At 38.8% G+C, this 21,339-nt stretch carries 21 protein-coding genes; 8 read left to right on the top strand and 13 right to left on the bottom strand.

Annotation, left to right across the window (positions count from 1 at the left end; translation table 11 throughout):
• Positions 1-226 (top strand): ATP-binding protein (locus LY11_RS17870; RefSeq protein WP_170132714.1); only part of this gene is annotated, 226 nt, incomplete at its 5' end.
• Positions 227-287: 61 nt separating this feature from the next.
• Here LY11_RS17870 and LY11_RS17875 read toward each other — a convergent pair.
• From LY11_RS17875 to LY11_RS26750, 5 genes are all read right to left on the bottom strand, one after another.
• Positions 288-1,385: a hypothetical protein gene (locus LY11_RS17875; RefSeq protein ID WP_111635016.1), complete on the bottom strand. Its 1,098-nt coding sequence runs from the start codon at positions 1,383-1,385 to the stop codon at positions 288-290.
• A 27-nt stretch (positions 1,386-1,412) separates the two neighbouring features.
• The gene (gene gwsS / locus LY11_RS17880; protein ID WP_111635017.1) at positions 1,413-2,420 is read right to left on the bottom strand and encodes a grasp-with-spasm system SPASM domain peptide maturase; all 1,008 of its coding nucleotides are present in this window, start codon (positions 2,418-2,420) and stop codon (positions 1,413-1,415) included.
• Positions 2,410-2,604 (bottom strand): hypothetical protein, encoded by a 195-nt coding sequence (locus LY11_RS17885; RefSeq protein ID WP_111635018.1) that lies wholly within the window; start codon positions 2,602-2,604, stop codon positions 2,410-2,412. Before LY11_RS17885 ends, gwsS begins: the two co-directional genes overlap by 11 nt.
• Before the next feature lies 1 nt (position 2,605).
• A complete protein-coding gene (gene gwsG / locus LY11_RS17890; RefSeq protein ID WP_170132715.1) occupies positions 2,606-3,583 on the bottom strand; it encodes a grasp-with-spasm system ATP-grasp peptide maturase in 978 nt (325 codons plus the stop codon).
• Between the two features lie 105 nt (positions 3,584-3,688).
• A complete protein-coding gene (locus LY11_RS26750; RefSeq protein ID WP_170132716.1) occupies positions 3,689-3,853 on the bottom strand; it encodes a hypothetical protein in 165 nt (54 codons plus the stop codon).
• Between the two features lie 259 nt (positions 3,854-4,112).
• On the opposite strand from LY11_RS26750, the gene LY11_RS17895 reads away from it, so the two are divergent.
• Together LY11_RS17895 and LY11_RS17900 are read left to right on the top strand one after the other, a co-directional pair.
• Positions 4,113-5,267, top strand: coding sequence for a tetratricopeptide repeat protein (locus tag LY11_RS17895; RefSeq protein ID WP_111635020.1), 1,155 nt, complete (start codon positions 4,113-4,115; stop codon positions 5,265-5,267).
• A gap of 136 nt (positions 5,268-5,403) precedes the next feature.
• The gene (locus LY11_RS17900) at positions 5,404-6,591 is read left to right on the top strand and encodes a GAF domain-containing sensor histidine kinase (RefSeq protein WP_111635021.1); all 1,188 of its coding nucleotides are present in this window, start codon (positions 5,404-5,406) and stop codon (positions 6,589-6,591) included.
• A 1-nt stretch (position 6,592) separates the two neighbouring features.
• Here LY11_RS17900 and LY11_RS17905 read toward each other — a convergent pair whose 3' ends face one another.
• Positions 6,593-7,678 (bottom strand): Fic family protein, encoded by a 1,086-nt coding sequence (locus LY11_RS17905; protein WP_111635022.1) that lies wholly within the window; start codon positions 7,676-7,678, stop codon positions 6,593-6,595.
• A gap of 218 nt (positions 7,679-7,896) precedes the next feature.
• Here LY11_RS17905 and LY11_RS17910 point away from each other — a divergent pair, with 218 nt between their 5' ends.
• Complete coding sequence (locus LY11_RS17910; protein WP_111635023.1) at positions 7,897-8,559, top strand: TetR/AcrR family transcriptional regulator; 663 nt, start codon at positions 7,897-7,899, stop codon at positions 8,557-8,559.
• A 270-nt stretch (positions 8,560-8,829) separates the two neighbouring features.
• Here LY11_RS17910 and LY11_RS17915 read toward each other — a convergent pair whose 3' ends face one another.
• The 7 genes from LY11_RS17915 to metK form a co-directional block, all read right to left on the bottom strand.
• Positions 8,830-11,844, bottom strand: coding sequence for a glycoside hydrolase domain-containing protein (locus LY11_RS17915; protein ID WP_111635024.1), 3,015 nt, complete (start codon positions 11,842-11,844; stop codon positions 8,830-8,832).
• Between the two features lie 132 nt (positions 11,845-11,976).
• Positions 11,977-12,321, bottom strand: a complete 345-nt coding sequence (locus LY11_RS17920; RefSeq protein ID WP_111635105.1) for an antibiotic biosynthesis monooxygenase family protein — start codon at positions 12,319-12,321, stop codon at positions 11,977-11,979.
• Between the two features lie 13 nt (positions 12,322-12,334).
• Positions 12,335-13,096, bottom strand: a complete 762-nt coding sequence (locus LY11_RS17925; RefSeq protein ID WP_111635025.1) for a cytochrome P450 — start codon at positions 13,094-13,096, stop codon at positions 12,335-12,337.
• Between the two features lie 60 nt (positions 13,097-13,156).
• On the bottom strand, positions 13,157-13,513 hold the full coding sequence (locus LY11_RS17930; protein WP_111635026.1) for a hypothetical protein: 357 nt from the start codon (positions 13,511-13,513) through the stop codon (positions 13,157-13,159).
• 78 nt (positions 13,514-13,591) lie between these two features.
• On the bottom strand, positions 13,592-13,939 hold the full coding sequence (locus tag LY11_RS17935) for a hypothetical protein (protein ID WP_111635027.1): 348 nt from the start codon (positions 13,937-13,939) through the stop codon (positions 13,592-13,594).
• A gap of 52 nt (positions 13,940-13,991) precedes the next feature.
• Entirely contained in the window at positions 13,992-15,539 is a 1,548-nt protein-coding gene (gene treF / locus LY11_RS17940; RefSeq protein ID WP_111635028.1) for an alpha,alpha-trehalase TreF, read from the bottom strand.
• 178 nt (positions 15,540-15,717) lie between these two features.
• Positions 15,718-16,986, bottom strand: coding sequence for a methionine adenosyltransferase (metK, locus tag LY11_RS17945; protein WP_111635029.1), 1,269 nt, complete (start codon positions 16,984-16,986; stop codon positions 15,718-15,720).
• A gap of 233 nt (positions 16,987-17,219) precedes the next feature.
• On the opposite strand from metK, the gene LY11_RS17950 reads away from it, so the two are divergent.
• The 4 genes from LY11_RS17950 to LY11_RS17965 all read left to right on the top strand — a co-directional run bounded on the left by LY11_RS17950 (position 17,220) and on the right by LY11_RS17965 (position 21,331).
• The gene (locus LY11_RS17950; RefSeq protein ID WP_111635030.1) at positions 17,220-18,119 is read left to right on the top strand and encodes a diacylglycerol/lipid kinase family protein; all 900 of its coding nucleotides are present in this window, start codon (positions 17,220-17,222) and stop codon (positions 18,117-18,119) included.
• A 10-nt stretch (positions 18,120-18,129) separates the two neighbouring features.
• The gene (locus tag LY11_RS17955) at positions 18,130-18,483 is read left to right on the top strand and encodes a translation initiation factor (protein WP_111635031.1); all 354 of its coding nucleotides are present in this window, start codon (positions 18,130-18,132) and stop codon (positions 18,481-18,483) included.
• 133 nt (positions 18,484-18,616) lie between these two features.
• Complete coding sequence (gene pckA / locus LY11_RS17960) at positions 18,617-20,221, top strand: phosphoenolpyruvate carboxykinase (ATP) (RefSeq protein WP_111635032.1); 1,605 nt, start codon at positions 18,617-18,619, stop codon at positions 20,219-20,221.
• A 282-nt stretch (positions 20,222-20,503) separates the two neighbouring features.
• A complete protein-coding gene (locus tag LY11_RS17965; protein ID WP_111635033.1) occupies positions 20,504-21,331 on the top strand; it encodes a MotA/TolQ/ExbB proton channel family protein in 828 nt (275 codons plus the stop codon).
• The last annotated feature ends 8 nt before the right edge of the window (positions 21,332-21,339 follow it).

Here is a 21,339-nt window from a genome sequence, read left to right on the forward strand (position 1 = left end):
TGGATTGAAGGCTTTGAATAATGATGCCAGGATTGCCGTGCTGGATATCCTGGAGGATAGATACGGGAATGGGGCTACAATCATTACTTCACAGCTTCCGGTGGATACATGGTATGCTTTTATTGATGAACCAACATTGGCCGACGCAATTATGGACAGGCTGTCAGCTTCTGCGCACAGAATAGCCCTTACGGGAAAATCTTTACGAAATAAAAAAAATCATTAAGTTTGAAAAATACCACTCTTGTTTAGTGGGTATAATGCATAGTTAGTGTATTTTATGCCGCTCAAAGAAGTGGTGTACTTTGCCGTGGAACACTGGTGTACTTTGTTCGGAATATCCACAAATCAATCATCTTGATTTTCGTCCCTGTTTTCTGCAGCATATAATCACTGCGTCCGAGCCTGTTTTTTGGCGTTGGCCAGGCTACAAGTAAATCATAATCACCTTTTCTGTCTGCAGCTGAAATACCCGGTGAATTCAAGCTGTCCAGTACTACGAATGGCATACCCGTGGATTCAGAAGCTGCTGAGCCATCCAGTCTGGCCATGAATTCATTTTCCTGCAATACGCTCTGATTGATGGTTAATGGATCAATACCCGATATTACTTTAAAATATTCAGCCATATACATACCCTTGCTCGTTGCTGCCTGTTCCCATATATGAGAAACGCCCGCATGCACAAGGATTTTAGCCTTAGGATCTTTTACAATGACCTGGTATAAATTTCTAGCCTGCAGTAATTCTCTCATATTTCTTCTGTGAGCCGGGAAATCTGGATTATCAGGCGTATGGTCTTCACTTTCATAAGCAATCAGGCGGAAACCTAACCTTTGTGCCTCTCTGATTAAATTAGCCATATTTGGTTCATTCGCATAGACGGCTGCTTTATCCCTGTTCAGGCTAACAGAATCTTCAGGCGTTAATGCTTCTAGGGCCAGGTATCTAAAACCAATATTATAGAATTGCTGCAGTAAATTGTAAGTTAAGATCCGGTGTTTTGGAATCAGATGATTTTCATTAATCATCACTACGGTTTGATCTTTTGCGCGGTTAATGATATACGGTATTGCTGGCGTAAAACTTACTTTATGATGCTTTGAAAGGGAATCTTTTTCCTTGAATTTATACGGGTAATCCTCGCCAATAAATGCAGTAAACAAGTTGATAGCCTGGTCATAACTGTAGGTAGATAAATTTCCCGGAGCCGATTTGTGAGCTTCATAATACTTTTTCCTAAGGACTTTAATGGTATCAATTGCTTTTAGATATTGGTTTTTCTTAATATAATTCAGGCCTAAATCATAAACATTAACATTTTGGCCAAAACTGTTTCCTGCATTAAGTATAAAAAAGATTAAAAGTAATTGAATTTTATTCATAGCTAAAATTAATGTTTATATTCAGACTTATGCCCAGCTCATCGTATAGGGATCATATTTACATTTGGCAGGTTTGCTATACTCATCCGGTATAAAAGCTCTGCAATCGGTACACATATAACGGAATTCACAATCTTTACAGACTTCAATTTTATCTTTATTCATGCTCCATACTTTCTGGAAATCGGGCTGATGGGATATTTCTAATAAACTTGTTGAAAAAACACTGCCAAAACTATGTTTCATAGCCGGACAGTTTTTTATGTCCCCTGTTTTGTCCACAGCTATTTTTCTGTTTAAACAAGAATTGAACTGCAGTGACTCCGTAAAGAAGTATTTGTTCGCTCTGAAATATTCCGGACTAATAAACCCGCAATGTGTTTCGTTAGTGATCTTCTGTTGGATATAGCGAAGTTCATGTATGCTGCCCGGAAATTTATAATCATACCCATCAGGAGCACTGTGAATGACCACTGAAATCACTCTGGGAAATAAGTTGATCAGCTTAAGGTACTGAAGTTTGGATATAAGTGGGTTGTAGCACAATGAGAGTTCAATACTGCGGATTTTTCCAATGCCGTCAGCAACATGTGTCAGCGTTTGCATCAGAAAGCTAAAATCAAAAGCATCGTAGAAGCGGAATTGTATAGTCGCACATCCGAGCTGCTCTAGCTGATTAACGACATCCCGGATGTTGAAGAATGAGTTGCGGTCATAATCAATTATTGCATTTGTAATATGATTTGGAGTCTTCCAATCTAAGCAGAGAAGTGGAAAAGATTCAGGTTCGTCCGTATAAAAAGCATACTCATTTTTAATCAGGTGATCGAAGTACTTAGAGATTTCTCCCGCATCCTCTTCACTATACGCAGAAGTAAGCTGAGCGACCGTAACTGAATTGCTTTGTAGTAAAAGCTCTGCGATCTGAAGTGGCAAAAAGATAAAATCACCCCTTTGAAGGTCAACTAAAGTTGCTCTTCTATTCCCTTTGACTATCAAGCAGCAGGCGAAAAGCCTGATATATTTATTTCCCATAATCAATATTCATTGAAATGGGCTTGGCAGCGTTGATAATGAGACTTGCGTCGTTCTTATAATGTGTACTTCTATAGCCAGCTGGCATCCCTGAAGATGTTTTTGGCTTTACGGGGTCTGCTGAAATTGCATTTAAAGGCAGAAACTTTACTAAACTCTTTTTGATGAAAAGTAAAATGGACATATTAATTTAATTTATTGATTAAAGACAAAGCAATCTTTTCTTCCAGAAAATAATTGCATGGATTAGAAACCATATCATACTGGCCTTTGGGATTAACTTCGAGGAATACGAACCGTCCGCTTTTAGTTTTAATCATATCAATAGAGCCCGTGTTTAAACCGGCATATTCCATGAAACATTGAATGCTTTTGAGAATGGTCTTTGGCAAATTATAAGGGACAAATCTATTTGGTTTCTTGAAATTGTAATTTCTGTAGTCAACCTTTGTCTGTTCATCTAATTGAGAGAAAATTGCCATTGCATAACATTCACTATCTAAATAAAATATCCTGAGCTCTATATCTTTTTCCAGGTATTCCTGAATCAAAGACGGGAGGAATTTTTTGCGCTTAAAGTATCTGAAAAAGTCTTTGCTTAATAATTTAGGAGAGATACTGTATTTATTTTCCGGGGTGCCGAAGATCTCTGATTCAGCAAGTGGTTTTATAATTGATTTTCCCTTTAATTTTTGTAAAAATGCTATAGCCTGTTTTCTATCATTGGTAATTAAAGATTCGGGAATGTCCAGGCCGGCTTTTGATGCCAATATCAATTGTTTGGTTTTATCTAAGCTATTCACAGCCTCTATATTGCATAACCACTTTGCCTTGGTAAACGAAATTGTTAAAGCCTGAATAAATGCTGTATACTCAAAAGATAGAAAGCTTGATAACTGATCACTTAATATGTTTTTCGATTGCAGCATTAAGTCTGAGCTTCTGAAAACTCCGGATTTCCGGAACCAGACGACCTTGAAATCTGAAGTTTGATGCTGATCAATTGTAAATTCACTATGATTGTGATCAATGCTGTAAGCGACGGTGTGATTGGCCAGTAAGTCGTCGATGTTTATTCTTTGATACTGAACATTATAATAATTTAGCCAATCGATGGTTTGATCTGTAGAATGATCTCCGTGGGCTGTTAAAATCAGGATCATAGGCATCAAATCATTTAATTAGATAATTCCTTTGACAGGATAATCAAAGTTGAAATAGCCTGGCTGATGAAATCTGTAAGAACATCGGCCAGGCTAAATGCAATGTTAATCGTTATCGCCTTTTACTGTGATTTCACCTGTTGTGCGATCTTTGTTTATAGATGGATACTCAGCAAGCGGTGCTTGAGCGCCACCTAAAACATTTTTCATTTCATTTTGATTTAATGGACTGATCATTTCAGCATTAAATTTTTCAATTTGATTACTCATAATATTTAGTATTAAAGGTTAAATAATAAGCGCAACATAGTTAATTTAATAAGTAAAACAAAATATTAATTAAACTATGGATTGTTTTTAATTATCTTTGAAGGTAACTAATGAAGTTTTGATGTTAATTAAATAGTCTTTAATGATGTCTGATGGCTGTTTGGTGAATGTTGGAAGATTATTTAATCGTTAAATGATTTATTATATTTAATGCTGACAGCTTAATGATTGGCGTAAAACAGAAGGTAATATATTCTAAATGAGGAAATTAATTTATATAATTATCATATTAAGCGCTCCGTTATTTTCAATCGCCCAAATTGTCTCAAAGATTGATCAGGAGAAGTTGCTTGATCTTTACCAGGCGCAGCGCTATACGGAGGCTGCAGATTACCTTAAATCGGTATACTCCGTTACTACCGAAGTGCCTAAAGAGATTTCTCAGCTTGCTTATGCCAATATGATGGCGGGAAATCTGCCTGTTGCAGAAAAATATTATCTCAAATTGCATAGTGATCATCCCAATAATTTACCGGTTTTATTTAACCTGGCTAATATCAGTCACCGCAGAGGCGATGATACGAGGTCAAAATCTTTTTATCTTGAAATCGCTAAGATAGATAGTACAAATTTCAACGTTTACAAGCAATTGGCAGCATTGGTGATTGCACCCACAGCTCCTGAAAAGATTGACTTTCTTACAAAAGCAAATGCGCTGAATCCTGTACATCCTGATGTAGCTTTCGATTTATCCTATAGTTTAAATCTGATCAATAAAAATGAACAGGCTTATACAGTTATACAAACTGCTTTAGCAGCGGACACCTCCAATATGATATTACTGAAAGCTAAAATGCCTGTATGTATTGCTTTGTCAAAAATAGAGGAAACTATTAAAACCGGTAATCAACTGATGACTTTAGGGGATAGTTCCGGTTACGTGCTTAATAACCTGGGTAAAGCTTATTTCATAAAAAAGGAATATCTTAAAGCACTGGGAATGTTTAAAGCTATTGAAAAACTACAGCAGAAAAGCGAAGTGATCCTGTATTATACAGCTTTATGCTATAGGGAATTAAATGATTATCCTAATTCGATTGAAAGTATGAAACTTGCTATCAAAGAGGGGATTTCTTCTAATACTGACAAATATTATAAGATTCTTGGGGAGACTTATGAAGCGAACTCAATGCTTAAAAATGCCAACGATTCTTATTTGAAAAGTCTCACCTTTGAGAATGACGGCGGGGTATTTTATAATTTAGGGCTGATCAACGATTTCAAAATTGCGCGCAAACAGACCGCAGTCAAATATTATAAGCTTTATTTAGCCAGTAAGCCCGATCCTGTTAAATATAAAGAGGTAATTGAATATGTAAAACTAAGGATTACAGCAATAAAAGCTAAAGAATAAGTATAAGCAGCGAAGCTCCTAAACGGTGGCTCGCTGCTCAATACTGTGGTAAAGCTTTGAATCGCTAACTGTTTAAAAAAAGATTAACTTTGGTTATACATGATTTCTAAAAATCGATCTTGTTAAGATTACATTTATGGAAGATAGTTTATCAATAGATTTTAATCAGGATATTGAGTCCGTCTCTAAAATAGCAGAAGTAAATAGCATCCTGGATGTCATTTGCAAAATTACAGGCATGGGGTTCGCTGCGGTTGCGCGGGTGACTAAAGAACGCTGGATCACCTGTGTAGTTCTAGATAAAATAAACTTCGGATTAAAGCCCGGAGACGAACTCAGGGTTGAAAGTACTATCTGTTACGAAATTGAAAATGCAAGAGAACCTGTGGTGATTAGCTATGTGGCTAAAGATGCCAAATATTCCAATCATCATACCCCAAAAGAATATGGCTTTCAAAGTTATATATCAGTTCCGATAATTCTGAATGACGATTATTTCTTCGGGACACTTTGTGCCATTGATCCTGCTCCTGCAAATTTAGATAAATCTGAAATTCTTGCAATGTTTAAATTGTATGCAAATATGATTGCTTTTCATTTGAATACCGCCCGGAAACTGATTGCTACAGAAAACTCTTTGAAAGAGGAAAAAGAAACCGCTGTATTGCGTGACCAGTTTATCGCGATATTAGGGCATGACCTGCGTAATCCACTAGGGGCAATACGGAATAGCGGCCAACTTTTAAAAAGATTAAACTTAGACGAACGCGGAAAGAAATTAGCCAATATTATTATAGACAGCTCATTCAGAATTAATGGGTTGATAGAAAATGTACTGGATTTTGCCCGGGGAAGACTTGGGGATGGAATAACCCTGAACTTTAACAGTGGAGGGACGCTTGAAGCATCCCTGCCCCAGGTGATAACTGAGCTCCGTATGCTCTCGCCAGAAAAAGAGATCATAGCAGATCTTTCAATTCAAACTGAGATCAGTTGTGACCATAAAAGAATAGCCCAGTTATTCTCAAATATACTTGGAAATGCCATGAGCTATGGTACGCCCGGTACTCCTATTGTTGTGAAAGCTATTTCTAATCAGCATGAGTTCCAATTAGACGTATATAATGAGGGCCAGAAGATACCCGAAGCCAAGCAGCAGAAGTTATTTCTTCCTTTTCACAGAGGAGCAGCAAACCGCAACGGCGAAGGATTGGGTTTAGGACTGTATATCTCTGCTGAAATTGCTAAAGCCCATGGGGGTAATTTAACGGTGGATTCTACGGAGGAGAGAACCTGCTTTAGTCTGCATATTCCCTGTCAATAGGCTAATTAATGAGCTGATAATTCGTACTCCTGCCAGCTCCCTGCTGCACAAGGATGTTCTTTTTAACCAAATCCTGAATATCTCTAAGCGCAGTATCCTTCGAAGCTTTAGTGATTTTTGACCATTTAGAGACTGTTAAATTCCCAAAGAACCCATCCAGCAACAAATCAAGTATTTCCTGCTGACGGATATTAAATGTTGTATTCCGGTTTACTTCCCAAAAAAGAGCCCTGGTTCTGATGGCATCCAGTATTATATCTGTACTGTCCATAGCACGGTACAGGCAATCTAAAAACCAATTTAACCACGCCGTGACATCCAATGACCCTTTTTGAGTTTTTTCAAGGATTTCATAATACTGATTCCGGTCTTTTTGTATTTGAGCAGACATACTATAAAACCGGTTTTCTGTTTGGTCCGCTCTCGCTAACAGCATATCTGTGATCGCCCTTGTCATACGGCCATTTCCATCGTCAAAAGGATGTATGGTCACAAACCATAGATGTGCGAGCGCTGCTTTAATAACCGGGTCAAGGTTCTGTTCGTTATTCAGCCAGTTCGTAAACCTGGTCATTTCAATGAGAAGCTTTTCTGCGGAAGGTGCTTCAAAATGTATTTTTTCTTTGCCCATTGCACCCGATACAACCTGCATAGGCCCATCACGTAATCCGGCCACTTTTATTTTATAAAGCCCGCTGCGTCCTGAAGGGAATAAAGAGCCATGCCAGTTATTTAATCTTTCGGCAGATAAAGGCTGCTGATATTGCTGAATTGCGTCGAGCATCATTTCTACTACACCATCCACGTGACGCTCTGTTTGTATAGCGCCTGCGATCTCTATGCCCAGGCGTTTGGCGATAGAAGAGCGGACTTGTTCATTGTCCAGGTATACGCCTTCAATTTCACTTGATTTGGTCACGTCCAGTGTAAGCGTTTGGAGGATAGTTTCTTCTTTGAGATTAAACCCAAGTGCACTCATCTGACCCAGTATTTTGCCTTGGCGGTATCTGACTTCGCCCAGTTTTTTAGTTAGATTTTTTGTGTTCCAATAAAGATTTGGCCAGTTAGTTAGTTCATGGATATACATATTCGCCGCATTTATGCAGTGAATATACGAACTAATCACCGCATGTTTGTTTAATCGCCGCTTTTATGCGGCGAATAGATCAATTAATCGCCGCATACAGGGTTGCTTAGCATCCAGCATACAGTTAATTCCTCTGCTCTCTAATTAAATCAACTAAAAAATAAGTTTGAAAGATTACATAAAACTCTATTTTTGGACAAATTCCTACGAAAGAGATTATGCTGGATAAAAATGTTTTAAACAAGACGGAACCGAAAAACAGGAAACTAACTGAGCGTAAGCTTATTGATGCAGTAGGGGAAATAATCCGTTCAAAGGGCTATACAGGTTTGGGCGTAAATGCTATTGCTAAAAGTGCCGGAGTCAGTAAAAAGCTGATTTATCGCTATTTTGGCACTGTAGATTCTTTGATTGAAACTTATCTTATAGAAAGGGATTATTGGGTTACTTTCTCTAAAAAGGTAAGTGATGCAGCGGTGGCCTCCAATAAAAAGCAGACCATGATTGAATTTTCGTCCAGCATCTTCGAAAATCAATTTGACTTCTTTTTTAATGAAGATGAAATGCAGCGGATCATCCTTTGGGAGATCTCGGAAAAAAGTAATATTTTAAATGAGCTGAGCAGAAAGCGTGAAGCTATGGGAGAGGAGCTGTTAAAGTTAACAGACCCTTATTTTAAAGATTCGGATATAAATTTCAGAGCTGTTTCGGCCATTATTATTTGTGGAATCTATTATTCTGTTTTACACACCAAAAAGAATGCGAGTACTTTATGTGGTCTTGACCTGAATACCGAAGCAGGAAGAAAAGAGATTACCAGGACAGTAAGAAAGATAGTAGAGCTGTGCTTCGGAAGTAAAAAGAAAAAAACAGCAGTATAGATACCTCATGGCTAAACACACCTAAAGCCATGAGGTATACTATTTAATGTTGGTAAGAACGATTTCTAATCTTCTCAAAGATTCACACAAAGCAAAGTTAGATCAGATTAATTCTCTAAGTGGTGACATAAGCTAAAAATAATTCAATTATTTTTAGCTTAAATATTTATTTAAATATCTTTTTATCAGCGTGTTATGTTTTGCTCTGTGAAAGTCGTGGATAAAATTATTTGACAGATCATTTCATAATCGAAAATTGGGCGCTGAAAATCACTCCAGAACCAGCAATAAACCTTCTCCTTTTTTAACAAGAATTTCTTCATTTACAGCGTAACTGCCTGCCGGTTGAAAGTTCCGTATAGCAGGTGCTTTAAGCTTTGCTTTTTTAGGATCAATGCCCAAAGCTTTCCAGTCCAGCTGAAGTTTCACTTTCATGTCTTCTTTAGCCCAGCTTGCTACAGCAATCAACGCCTTTTTATCCTTTAAATAAACGGTTGCCAAAACATTGGCCGCTGTTATTTTAACTGGATTGCTTTTGACCCAATAGCCAATCATCCGGCTATGCTGAAGATCAAAACTATCCCATATTTTCCAGATCGGGCGTGGATCTGCATTCGCTGACCAGGGCATCCGGTTTGTCATTCCATAAACCATTCCTCTCCATGGATTGCCTCCGCCTTCCAGCATTTCACCCATCAGTCCAAATGGAATCCCTGAAATTTCTGTCAGGTAAAAATCTTGCGTATTGTTTTCATAATCGAAGTTTTCTCCAAACCACAACCTGTTTAAATAGGGGAAATGATCCATGTATAAATTGGCACTGTTATTAAAACCATCGCGTTTATTATACTGGTTTGCCGAGTGCAGGTCAATTATACCAGGGTGACCATTTTGAGTTAATACTCTTTTAATTCTTTTCATGGTCGTTCTGTCGTAAGCCACATCATCCAGATAAATGCCGTCGATCCCAACATTTTGCACTAACCAGCTCATTCCTTCTACATAGTAATTATGCCAGCGGCTCATCCCGCTATTGATAATCGCCGCATCTTTTACTTCAGGGACATACCACGCGGCAATATAATCCGCATTTAAATGTTCCTGTAACCACGCATAACCGCCCCCTTTACCTTTAGAGAATACTTCGTGCCCAAGACTTCTTAAAGGTGCCAATTCATAAGCACTATTAGATACCTCGCGAACGGTATTGTATATTTTTACTTTTAAACCCAGGTGATGTGCCGAATCTATATAACTCTTCATCGCCTGGTGTGCGATAAATGGATAATTGATATAAGGGTTAATAGCAGTACCATGGTGGATGTTGATTACTGTAGCGCCTGTGGCCTTAATCGTGTCTACGGGAGCATATTTATGATAATACCTTGTTGCCCACTGGTCTGCTGTATTCAGCGTGTGGAAAGGGGTGATCATTAAATTGAAATTATAGTAAAGCGTATCTCCGGCTTTCATTTCCCTTGCGCCACTATAGTTGGTTACAGCAGTACGTGTTGCCTGCTGTTGAATATCAATCCCTCCCTGATCCTGATTTCCCCATGAACCGGGTAGTACAAGAGGTTTGTCGAGATAAAAATTGGTATTTAACGGGCGGGTATAGCGTTCATCCCTCAAAGAAAAGCGTAAACCTGCATTTACTGCACCAATCCAGGCCCCATCCTGATTTTTATGGGCAACATCCCACTTCCATTTATAATCGGCAGGTATTTTTCCGCCTTTTAAATTCAGCCCCATCATATATTCAGCAACTTCCTTTTTAAAAGGGATGACCATCCTGATGTCTTTAAGTTTTAGCGCTGTTAAGGCAGTAAGTTTAATCGTATAATTAATAAACCCGTCAAACTCCAGACTCGCTTTAACCTCCATTTTTAATTTTGGGGAAGTATTTAAGGCTGTCCATTCCACCTCGCCCGGCGTTAACTGTTTGATTTCAGGTTTTCTGGTTTTCCATTGGATGACCGAACCAGTTGCTTCTTCAGCAATCAGAGCAAAAGGAGCAGCCAATAATGGCCGCGGACGCTGGTCAATCCCTGTCATTTCTTCTGTAAAGAACGATTCGATTTGTGCCGGCATGCCATCGTCCCCAAGCATCACTTTTCTGCCTAATAAACTAATCGTATTCGTATTTATTTTTAGAGGAATATAAGGTTTGATCAATTCGTTTTTCTGGCCTGAAGTTGAATTCAACCACGTTAAGCGGGTTTGTTTCCAAGGTTCGTTCACGCCTCCGTTAACCGCCTTTTTCGGGCTGATTACTAGTTTAAGCTGTATGGGCACAGCTGCATTGCCCTCAGTCATCACGGTCACTGTGCCGCTATAGGTGGCGGGTTTTGTATCTTCCGGAATATCCAGTAAACACCATAAAGATTGGATTTCTCCTTTAGTCACGTCTACCTGTTTCTTTAATACCTGGTTATCCCAGTTGATGCCGTCGGTATTGAGGCACGAAAGTAAAGAAGAGGGAATAATAGCCCCATCAATACTTTTCAAATCAGTAAACTTTAACGTCACCTGATGCAGATCTTTTGAAAAGGCATATAAACCTAGCTGAAAGCTGAAGTTTTCACCCCGGTCTGCCGTATCTGTAAAGTTTAGCGCCGTTCCTTTAAGCGCCCAGCGCTGAGGAAGGTCTTTCTCCATCTTTACGGGATGTAACCTGTCTTCAGGGAAAACGAGGTAAGGCTGGCTTTTGTTTTTCGAAACCAGGCTTGCTACTTCTTTTGCAGTGGCGATGACTTCCATCGGGTAAAAGCTGTTTAACTGGTTATAAGATTCCAGATAATCTACTTTGGCAGCTATCGTCTTACCGCTTATTTTATTTTTCCAGGCTGATGTGGCCCGATCGGACGGTTTTTTATAAACTGCTGTCGGATAATTTGAACCCGGCTGTACATGAAAAGGCAGGTAATAAATATAGTAAGTGCCTGCGCCAGAAACTGGTTCGAAATAAATAGTTCCTGTCTCTCTGGTCAGGGCCTGCGTTTTTACATTCCATATCCGCTGATTGGAGCGGGCATCCACCACAATAATTTCTTTGTTTGCCGGATCATCCTTTCTTCGCCATTCTACGACCGTTTTTGCTACTGCGCCAGCTGAGCTGACCTTAACAACCGCACGGTGGTTACCTAATGAATCCGGGTTCCAGGTTTCTGTGCCGGTTTTATATTTTAATTGCTGTGCCTGGCTGAGTGTACAATTGATACTGAAAAGTAAGGCAACCCCAAAGATTGCTTTAGAAAAAAAATTTACCTCGGTTAATTTGAACATGGTCTTAGGTTAGGGGTGTTTTCCTAAGCTGAAGGTATTCATTTTAATCACGAAAGGCCTGAAAATGGCCCTGATTTAGGGCTTAAAATTAACGCAAACGTTTGAAATGCAGCCTTGCTAAACCGTTGTTATCTATCCGTGTACTATTCTGCTATCTTTTGGCGCTTCTTCCCGGTCAAACATTCCGTAGTCTCTCACCACAGTTGCTATTCTTAAATGGTAGTCCTTAAAAACCGTTTCACGGCCCTGTGCTTGTGCATTACGGTGCATTTCAATATTTCTCCATTCGAGAATTGCTTTTTCATCTTCCCAAAAGGACAAGGACAAGATTTTATTCGGATGTACCAGGCTCTGGAATCTTTCGATAGATATAAACCCCGCAACGGCAGCGAGTTCAGGATTAAGCTTTGCTGCAATGGCCAGATAGTCTGCCATTTTTCCCGCTGCGGGGATAACTTCAAAAATTACTGCGATCATTTTTCTTGATTTTTTAAAGGGTGATAAATAGATTTTTAACCAGTCTTGCATTTAAAAGTGGCTCATAGGTAATGGTTTGCGGCAGAATTTGAATACGTTGGTATAAAATTTTAAATGTTTCTGCAGTGAGGTGAATCACTAAATGTTTAGCCAGACATTGATGATGGCCCGCACCAAAGGTCAGGTGTTCCTGATTATTGATTCTAAAAGGATTATAGGTTAAGGGAGATTCAAACACTTGTGGATCAAGATTCGCTGCAGCCAGTAAAATAGTAATCATTTCTCCTGATTTGATCAATTGATCACCTATCAAAAGATCTTTTCCTGCAACCCTTCGGGTTAAATGTATGGGTGGGTCAAAACGTAAAGTTTCAATGACTGCTTGTTTGAAATAGTTTGCCGCTTCAATTTCCGGAACTGGCTGTGGGTGATCGGCAAGCTGCAAGAGTGTATTAGTCAGCAGACCTCTTCCTGCATCATAGCTTTGAATCAACAGGCCAATGAGATTAACGATCAGTAATGTTGCCCATTCGCTGGAAACTGAACTGTTTTTATCCGCTGTGTGATGGGGCAGGTATTTTTGCAATAGGGAAAATACCTTGTTGATCAGTTCATTAAGTTTTATAGTGTCCGCTGCGGTTTGTTGTGGGGACATGATTTTAACCAGTAGCGGCAGTTGATCAATCAGGAACTTACTATCTTCTGTTCCAATCTTCAGGCTTTTCAGGATATAGAGCGCTGGTAATTTTTTACAAACTACCTCAACCCAGTCCATAGGCAGTCCTGTGATAACTGGTGCTAATAGAAAATCAAGCAACTCAGGTACAGCAACAGGCTACATTTGATTATAAAGCTGTAATGCTACTGCTCTTGACTGCTGATGCTGCTGGAAATTATTCAGCCGGGCTAACTGTTGAATTAACTGAATTGCATTTTGATTCAGGCCAGTATGGCTGGTTTGAAGTTCAGGAATCAGTGCATCCTGATGTTGTAAAGCCTCTTTAGCTAAAGAATAAGCATAGATAATCCAGCTTTGCTGCGCGGAAGCATAATAAATGGGGTGTGCTGCTCTTTTTTGTACATAAAATGTACGGGATTCAATTGTATTCCAATCTAAAATAATTCCGGTGTCCATGAAGTTTTTGTTATTGACTTCACCAAAATTACCAAACCTGAAAAGCTGATACTTCATTCTAAAATGAAGTGTCCTTAAGACAGGTAAAACGCACAAAGGAAAACTGGTTAAGTTTTCCTTTGATTCACTGGCTATTTATTTAAATAATTCTTGCAGATCTCTGTCGGCGGTAGGGATCTTTTTGAGAAAATCATCAAAACCCGTTCCTTCATGAGAGCTGTACATGCCATAGGCATCAATAATGTAGCCAATCTGGCCTTCTTTGTCTTCTAACAAATAAAGCACAGAATTATCTGCCGGATCTGAGTCACCTTCAAAACGATAAGTTTTTATGATAGTCAGATCTTCCGGTACATAGATTTTGTGCAGACCAACACCTTGCATTTTGCCGTGGTCAGTCATCTTTATTTCGTTATCTAACCCTTTTTGCCTTAATTTTTCTAAAATCTGGCTAAGTGTGTTCATTTCCGCTGGTTGTTCCATAATAAAGATTGTTTGCTTATTAAACAAAGCCTTCAATAAATGGTTTTCTTTTTTATTTCGTGTACCCGTATTTTTTCATCAATGAAATTAATACCCCATTCGTCCATCCAAATCCATCCTGAGAAGCATATTCTCCACCTCCGGCTTTCAATTGCAGGTCTACCACATTGTATTTCTCCATCAACTTTCCTGTACGCTGATAAACGTTCGTATTTAAATTGATCCAGCGCACTGCAATCTGTTTCTCTAAACCATGAAAACCATAATTACCTAACCCGGTAATCGCCATCCATTGTAAGGGAGCCCAGCCGTTAGGTGCATCCCATTGTTGATGCGTATTCAGCGGTGTAGAAACCAATCCTCCCGGTTTCAGGAATTTTTGCTGTAAAATATGCTGAGCCAGTTTTGCCTGTTTTAAATCTGCCAGGTTAAAGGATAAAGGAAACATGCCTGCCAAACTCAATACAGGAGACTGTTTTTTAGTTTTAAAATTGTAATCTGTAAACCAGGAATACTTTGGAGACCAGAAATATTTCCGGATACTGGCTTTCCTTTTTAAGGCCAAGGTCTGATACTGCTTTTCTTTGACTACATCGTGTTGAAGTGCATAACATTTCTGCAGGGTGAGTTCCAGGTTATACAATAAACAATTCAGGTCTACAGGAACAATTTGTGTAGTTTGAATGGTCTTTAATTGCATGCCATCTGCCAGCCACCTGCTGCTGAAATCCCAGCCGCTTTCTGCTGCCGATCTTATATCACGGTATATTTCCGGGTTTTTTGCTTCGGCTTGCTGGCCGATCAGCACATCTTCCTTATAAGATTCTTGTCTGGGCGTATTTAACTGGTCGTAATAGCGGTTCAGCTTACTTCCGTCGGGCATAACCACTACATGTTTAGTCGGAGCAGACTGATCCATCCAATACGTATATTCTTTTTCCAGCGCCGGTAAATAGGTAGCGTAGGCCTCATTTCCTTTGATTTGGGCAAGCAGCCCGATCATCAGTGAGAAAAACGGAGGTTGAGATCTGCTGAGGTAATAATTTCTGTTTCCGTTTGGAATATGTCCATTCTGCTCAATCAGGTAAGCAAAGTTTTTGATCATATTTTCAATGGTTTCATTTTCTCCGGATACCTGCAGCCCTAACATCGTAAAATAACTGTCCCAATAATAGACTTCTCTGAAGCGTCCGCCGGGAACGATATAAGGAGAAGGGAGATCAAGCAGGGAATTATTAGCGATTTTTTCTGCTGGTTTACGAAGCAGTGCCTCCCAGAGTTGATTGATATGTTTAGCTACCGGTTGATTAGCCGTGATTACTACTGTAGCATTGGTATCTGGAAGAATAAAGTTATCATTTACAAAAGCCTTAATGCTAAATTTTGTTTTGGCGGCTTTTAATTTCATATAATCCTCAAGAATTTTTTCAGGATCTCTTTTTGGGATACAATCCACAAAAGTTTTACCGTCCTTCAATACATTCTGCATTTGTACATCAATAAACAGTTGCCCATAAAGCGAATCAGGTGTTTTAGTCTGGGCGGAAACTCTTCCCAGCTGAAGCCCGATAAAGAGGATAAATATAATCTTTCGTATCATAATCTCATATTTTGAATAATAATACGATTTATTCTGGCTTTACCGATAAAACCCGCTGATTTTCCATTCTTTTTCCGGCCTGCCTAACTTCTCTTAAGAACCTGACCAGAACTTAAACGCAAAAGGGCGATGTCTGTGAAGACATCGCCCTTTTTACTGTATTTTTTACCTGACCGGATTATAGAGAGAACGCTTTTTTAACTGCGTCTACAAAGTCTAATTTTTCCCAGGTGAATAATTCTACTGTAACTTCTTTTTCAGTACCGTTAGATGCTTTAAAGATTTTGGTAATTACTTCATTGTTTTTACCAAAGTGCCCGTAAGCTGCAGTTTCTGAATAAATAGGGTTTCTTAATTTCAAACGGGTTTCAATACCATAAGGAGTCATATCGAAGATTTTTTCAACTTCTTTCGCGATTTCACCATCAGTAAGTAATTTACCGTCTGCTGCTTTAACCTTAGCTGTTCCGTAAGTGTTTACGTAAATACCCATTGGCTGAGCAACACCAATTGCATAAGATACCTGTACCAGGATTTCATCTGCAACACCAGCTGCCACTAAGTTTTTAGCGATGTGTCTGGTTGCATAAGCTGCCGAACGGTCAACTTTAGATGGATCTTTTCCTGAGAATGCACCACCACCGTGTGCACCTTTACCACCGTAAGTATCAACAATGATCTTTCTTCCGGTTAAACCAGTATCTCCATGAGGGCCACCAATCACAAATTTACCAGTTGGGTTAATGTGATATTTGATGTCCTTGTTGAACAATTTGCTAAACTGAGGATATTGGCTTGATACACGTGGGATCAGGATGTTGATAATATCTTCTTTTATCTTTTTAAGCATGGTCTGCTCTTCATCGAAATCATCATGTTGTGTAGATACCACGATAGAATCGATTCTTACAGGCTCATTGTTATCATTGTATTCTAAAGTAACCTGAGACTTTGCATCCGGACGTAAATAAGTGATTTCCGTATTTTCACGACGGATTGCAGCTAATTCAATCAGAATTTTGTGTGCAAGGTCAAGTGCAAGCGGCATAAAGTTTTCAGTCTCTCTGGTTGCATAACCGAACATCATTCCCTGGTCACCAGCTCCCTGAGTAGTTTTGTCTTCTTTGTCTACACCCTGGTTAATGTCAGGAGATTGCTCATGAATAGCAGACAGTACACTACAAGAGTTACTATCAAACATATATTCACCTTTAGTGTAACCAATTTTATTGATTACTTCTCTTGCGATCTTCTGTACATCAAGATATGCCTTGGATTTAACTTCTCCGGCAAGGAAAACTTGTCCGGTAGTTACTAAAGTCTCACAAGCAACTTTTGATTCAGGATCAAATGCTAAAAAATTATCAATTAGTGCATCCGAAATTTGATCTGCTACTTTATCAGGATGACCTTCAGAAACAGATTCTGATGTAAATAAATATGACATTTTAAATAATTAGTTAAATAATCAACAATTCTTTAAAATGGACAATGACCCCGTAAAAACAGGCAGTAAAATGAAGTGTATGAATGGTTAGCACTTTTTTTTACGTGGTTGCAATCCCGTCATGCTAACATAACATCGCAAATCAGTCCACCTTTATATTGCAAAATTACTATATATATTCAAAATAGTCAAAAAATATCAATTATTTTGTGCCATAATTAAATCATATCCCTTTGGCAAAGTCGAACATTCTATTTATTATTAATCCTATATCCGGGGGTAAGGATAAATTAAAGATACCTGCTATCATTGATGCGAATCTGGACAGATCCAAATTTAATCCGAATTTTAGCTTTACGGAATACGTAGGACACGCTGCTGAGATAGCGGAAGAAGCTGCAAATAAGAACTTTGATATTATTGTTGCCGTTGGTGGTGATGGAACAATCAATGAGATTGCAGCGAAAGTAATGCAGCAGCAAAAGATTCTGGGAATTATCCCTTTCGGATCGGGAAATGGTTTGGCAAGATTCTTAAAAATACCGATGAATACGGCTAAAGCAATTCAGGTATTGAATGAGCTGACTGTAACTAAAATTGATACGGGAACATTTAATGATAAGTTTTTCTTTAATATGGCCGGAATGGGATTTGATGCACATATCAGTTCTGTCTTTGTCGGCAATAAAAAAAGAGGCTTAACGGGATACTTCAAGCTCGGGCTCAAGGAAATGATTAATTATAAACCTGAAACTTATCATATCCGGGTTGATGGGGTAGGGTATACCAGGACGGCTTTTGTGGTCAGTGTCGCAAATTCTTCTCAATATGGAAATAATGCGCATGTTTCACCGCATGCTTCAGTGACCGATGGTTTGCTGGATGTCTGTATTATCAAATCTTTCCCCTTATACAAATTGCCTTGGTTAGCTTATCATATGCTGAATGCAAGCACGGATAAGTCAGATCTGGTAGAAATTATCCAGGGAAAAGAGATCCAGATTACCAGGGTGGAGGATGCTGCTATCCACATTGACGGTGAACCTTATTTTATGGGCAGAGAGATTGAGGTAACGATCTCACCGCTATCTTTAAATGTAATTGTACCGGCAGCAATGGGAGTTACCATTTAATACTATTATTATGAAACCGAATAAAAAATCATTGAGCGACCTTGGCGGGATCATGTATTCCACTGACCCTTCTTTTAGTTATGAAACTGACAAGGAGACACCGCAGGAAGTAATTGCCAATAATCAACAAGATTTACGGGTGATGCTGGACCGGAAAAACAGGGGGGGGAAAGCGGTGACGCTGGTTACTGGTTTTCGGGGAAGTGCAGAAGATTTAGAGAAATTATCAAAAATGCTGAAGACCAAATGCGGGGTAGGCGGAAGTGCTAAAGATGGAGAGATTATGGTGCAGGGTGACTTCAGAGATAAGGTAGTTTTGATGCTTCAAAAAGAAGGCTATAAAGTGAAAAAATCTGGCGGATAATACGGTTGCTAAATCGTTGATATACAGATTGTTGTTCTATAGTGTATATGCCACAATAAGTGAAATATTTCCTTTGAAATGATAATTTTTCAATAAATATCTCCTTAGCTTTGCCTAAACAAATAATCATTTTATGAGCAAAGTTTTAATGCCTAAACCAGACTTATCCCGGTTGAATTTGGGTACTGAGAATGCATACTATCAGTTAAGTGTACCGGAACTGGTGGAAGAAGCGATCAATAATGGAGAGGGTACACTCTCATCTTCAGGTGCTTTGGCAATTGATACTGGTAAATTTACTGGTCGTTCGCCAAAGGACAGGTTTATAGTGCTGGATGAGGTAACGAGGGATTCAGTTTGGTGGGGCGATATTAATATTCAGTTTAGTCAGTCAAATTTCGAGTCTTTATTGCACAAAGTTTGTACACACCTTAATCAGGATAAGTTTTATGTGAGAGACGCTTATGCTTGTGCGGATGAAGCCTACAAAATGAGCATCAGGGTGATCACTGAAACCGCTTATCAAAATCTATTTGCTAATAATTTATTCCTCAGACCAGAAGAAGGGGAGGTGATTGAAAATCCTGAATGGACAATTATTGCCGCACCAACTTTTTTGGCCGATCCGGCAGTTGATGGCACACGTCAGGCTAACTTTGCAATTCTGAATTTCACAGACAAAATCATATTGATTGGTGGAACAGGTTATACGGGTGAAATTAAAAAAGGTATTTTCTCTGTTTTAAACTTCATTCTGCCTGAATTCAAAAATACTTTATCTATGCACTGTTCTGCCAATGTTGGCGCTCAGGGGGATACTGCAATTTTCTTTGGCCTGTCTGGTACTGGTAAAACAACTTTATCTGCTGACCCTGCAAGAGGGCTGATTGGTGATGATGAGCATGGCTGGGGAGATTCTTCTGTCTTCAATTTTGAAGGTGGATGTTATGCTAAATGTGTGGACCTGACTGCTGAAAAGGAGCCACAGATCTATAATGCGATCAAATTCGGCGCTTTACTGGAAAATATCAATTATTTTCCAAACACCAGGACAGTCGATTATTCAAATATTGAAAAAACTGAGAATACAAGGGTAGCTTATCCGATAGACTATATTGACAATGCGGTTTTACCTTCTATTGCAGGTATTCCTAAAAATATTTTCTTTTTGACGGCAGATGCTTTCGGGGTTTTACCTCCATTGTCAAAATTAACTCCAGGTCAGGCAATGTTTCATTTCATTTCCGGCTATACGGCCAAGGTTGCAGGTACAGAGGCTGGGGTAACTGAGCCTCAGGTAACTTTCTCTGCTTGTTTTGGAAAAGCTTTCCTGCCTTTGCACCCGACTAAATATGCCGATCTGCTTGGAAAGAAAATGGAAGAGCACAAGGTGAATGTCTGGTTAGTGAACACAGGCTGGAGCGGTGGTGCTTATGGTACAGGCAGCCGGATGAAGTTAAGCTATACCCGTGCTTTAATCACGGCGGCTTTAAATGGCGGTTTAACTTCAGCAACATTTATTGAACACCCTGTTTTCGGATTATTAATGCCAGACGCTTGTCCGGGTGTTCCTTCAGAAATTTTAAACCCAAGAAATACCTGGTCAGACAAACATCAATATGATCAGAAAGCAAACGAACTTGCTAAAGCGTTTATTGACAACTTTAAGCAGTTTGAGGAGTTCGCGAACGACGAAATACTGAAATCAGTCCCAAAAGTTGTAGAAAACACACTTTAAATCATTTTTTTTAAGGAAAAATTTGCATTTGAATTTTTTTTTAGTTTTCATTGTGAAAGATTGTCTTCTAACCGAGACAATCTTTTTTAATAATAGCTACGCGACGATAGATTTATTGCGAAAATCAAATTTACCTGGTAATGATAATTTAATTTGGAATTAAAATCAAAGTTGTAGATTTGTTATTGCAACATTTGATTCTATTCGTCGTTGTGTGTATTACAAGATATTTAATCTAAATTTAAAAAAAAACAAAGTACTAAAAACTCAAAAACTAAAAAAATGGCAAACGCACCAAAACCAACAACAGTTAAAAAGGAAAGCTCATCAGCTTCAAATCTATTCGCTACTCTAGTCATCCCTATTTGTATTGTTATCGCAGCACTTATCTATAAATTCGTTCTAGGAGATGCAAATAACTTTATTGACAACAACGTTGAGAACTTACCTAAAGTTGGTAACTATGCAGGTATGGCTTACAAAGGTGGACCAATCGTTCCTATCTTAATGGGTATGCTTTTAATGGTAGTCGTATTCTCAGTAGAACGTTTCATCGTTATCGGAAAAGCAACTGGTACATCTAATTTAGATGCTTTTGTGAAAAAAGTACAAGCACTTTTAAATTCAAATAATATCGAAGCAGCTATGGCTGAGTGCGATAAACAACAAGGTTCGGTTGCTAACGTAATCAAATCTGGTTTGAAAAAATATCGTGAGATGGAAGTTGAAGCAAACATGGACACAGACCAGAAATGTTTAGCTATCCAAAAAGATATTGAAGAAGCTACAACATTAGAAATGCCAATGTTAGAGCAAAACTTAACAGTAATCGCAACATTAGTATCAGTAGGTACATTAATGGGATTATTAGGAACAGTAACAGGTATGATCAAGGCCTTCGGTGGTTTAGGTGCTTCTGGAGCTCCGGATTCAGCAGCATTAGCAACAGGTATCTCTGAGGCACTTATCAATACTGCAACTGGTATCGGTACTTCAACTTTAGCGATTATCATGTACAACATCCTGACTTCTAAAATTGATAAATTAACTTATGCAATTGATGAAGCTGGTTTTAGCATCATCCAAACTTATGCTTCTACGCATAAATAGAAAATAAT

The sequence above is a fragment of the Pedobacter cryoconitis genome (assembly GCF_003259615.1).
Taxonomy (GTDB): Bacteria; Bacteroidota; Bacteroidia; order Sphingobacteriales; family Sphingobacteriaceae; genus Pedobacter; species Pedobacter cryoconitis.

Bases quoted from the DNA above. Each gene is read 5' to 3' on its own strand.
- LY11_RS17875 (WP_111635016.1), bottom strand. From the start codon at position 1,385: ATGAATAAAATTCAATTACTTTTAATCTTTTTTATACTTAATGCAGGA.
- gwsS (WP_111635017.1), bottom strand. From the start codon at position 2,420: ATGGGAAATAAATATATCAGGCTTTTCGCCTGCTGCTTGATAGTCAAA.
- LY11_RS17885 (WP_111635018.1), bottom strand. From the start codon at position 2,604: ATGTCCATTTTACTTTTCATCAAAAAGAGTTTAGTAAAGTTTCTGCCT.
- gwsG (WP_170132715.1), bottom strand. From the start codon at position 3,583: ATGATCCTGATTTTAACAGCCCACGGAGATCATTCTACAGATCAAACC.
- LY11_RS26750 (WP_170132716.1), bottom strand. From the start codon at position 3,853: ATGAGTAATCAAATTGAAAAATTTAATGCTGAAATGATCAGTCCATTA.
- LY11_RS17895 (WP_111635020.1), top strand. From the start codon at position 4,113: ATGAGGAAATTAATTTATATAATTATCATATTAAGCGCTCCGTTATTT.
- LY11_RS17900 (WP_111635021.1), top strand. From the start codon at position 5,404: ATGGAAGATAGTTTATCAATAGATTTTAATCAGGATATTGAGTCCGTC.
- LY11_RS17905 (WP_111635022.1), bottom strand. From the start codon at position 7,678: ATGTATATCCATGAACTAACTAACTGGCCAAATCTTTATTGGAACACA.
- LY11_RS17910 (WP_111635023.1), top strand. From the start codon at position 7,897: ATGCTGGATAAAAATGTTTTAAACAAGACGGAACCGAAAAACAGGAAA.
- LY11_RS17915 (WP_111635024.1), bottom strand. From the start codon at position 11,844: ATGTTCAAATTAACCGAGGTAAATTTTTTTTCTAAAGCAATCTTTGGG.
- LY11_RS17920 (WP_111635105.1), bottom strand. From the start codon at position 12,321: ATGATCGCAGTAATTTTTGAAGTTATCCCCGCAGCGGGAAAAATGGCA.
- LY11_RS17925 (WP_111635025.1), bottom strand. From the start codon at position 13,096: ATGGACTGGGTTGAGGTAGTTTGTAAAAAATTACCAGCGCTCTATATC.
- LY11_RS17930 (WP_111635026.1), bottom strand. From the start codon at position 13,513: ATGAAGTATCAGCTTTTCAGGTTTGGTAATTTTGGTGAAGTCAATAAC.
- LY11_RS17935 (WP_111635027.1), bottom strand. From the start codon at position 13,939: ATGGAACAACCAGCGGAAATGAACACACTTAGCCAGATTTTAGAAAAA.
- treF (WP_111635028.1), bottom strand. From the start codon at position 15,539: ATGATACGAAAGATTATATTTATCCTCTTTATCGGGCTTCAGCTGGGA.
- metK (WP_111635029.1), bottom strand. From the start codon at position 16,986: ATGTCATATTTATTTACATCAGAATCTGTTTCTGAAGGTCATCCTGAT.
- LY11_RS17955 (WP_111635031.1), top strand. From the start codon at position 18,130: ATGAAACCGAATAAAAAATCATTGAGCGACCTTGGCGGGATCATGTAT.
- pckA (WP_111635032.1), top strand. From the start codon at position 18,617: ATGAGCAAAGTTTTAATGCCTAAACCAGACTTATCCCGGTTGAATTTG.
- LY11_RS17965 (WP_111635033.1), top strand. From the start codon at position 20,504: ATGGCAAACGCACCAAAACCAACAACAGTTAAAAAGGAAAGCTCATCA.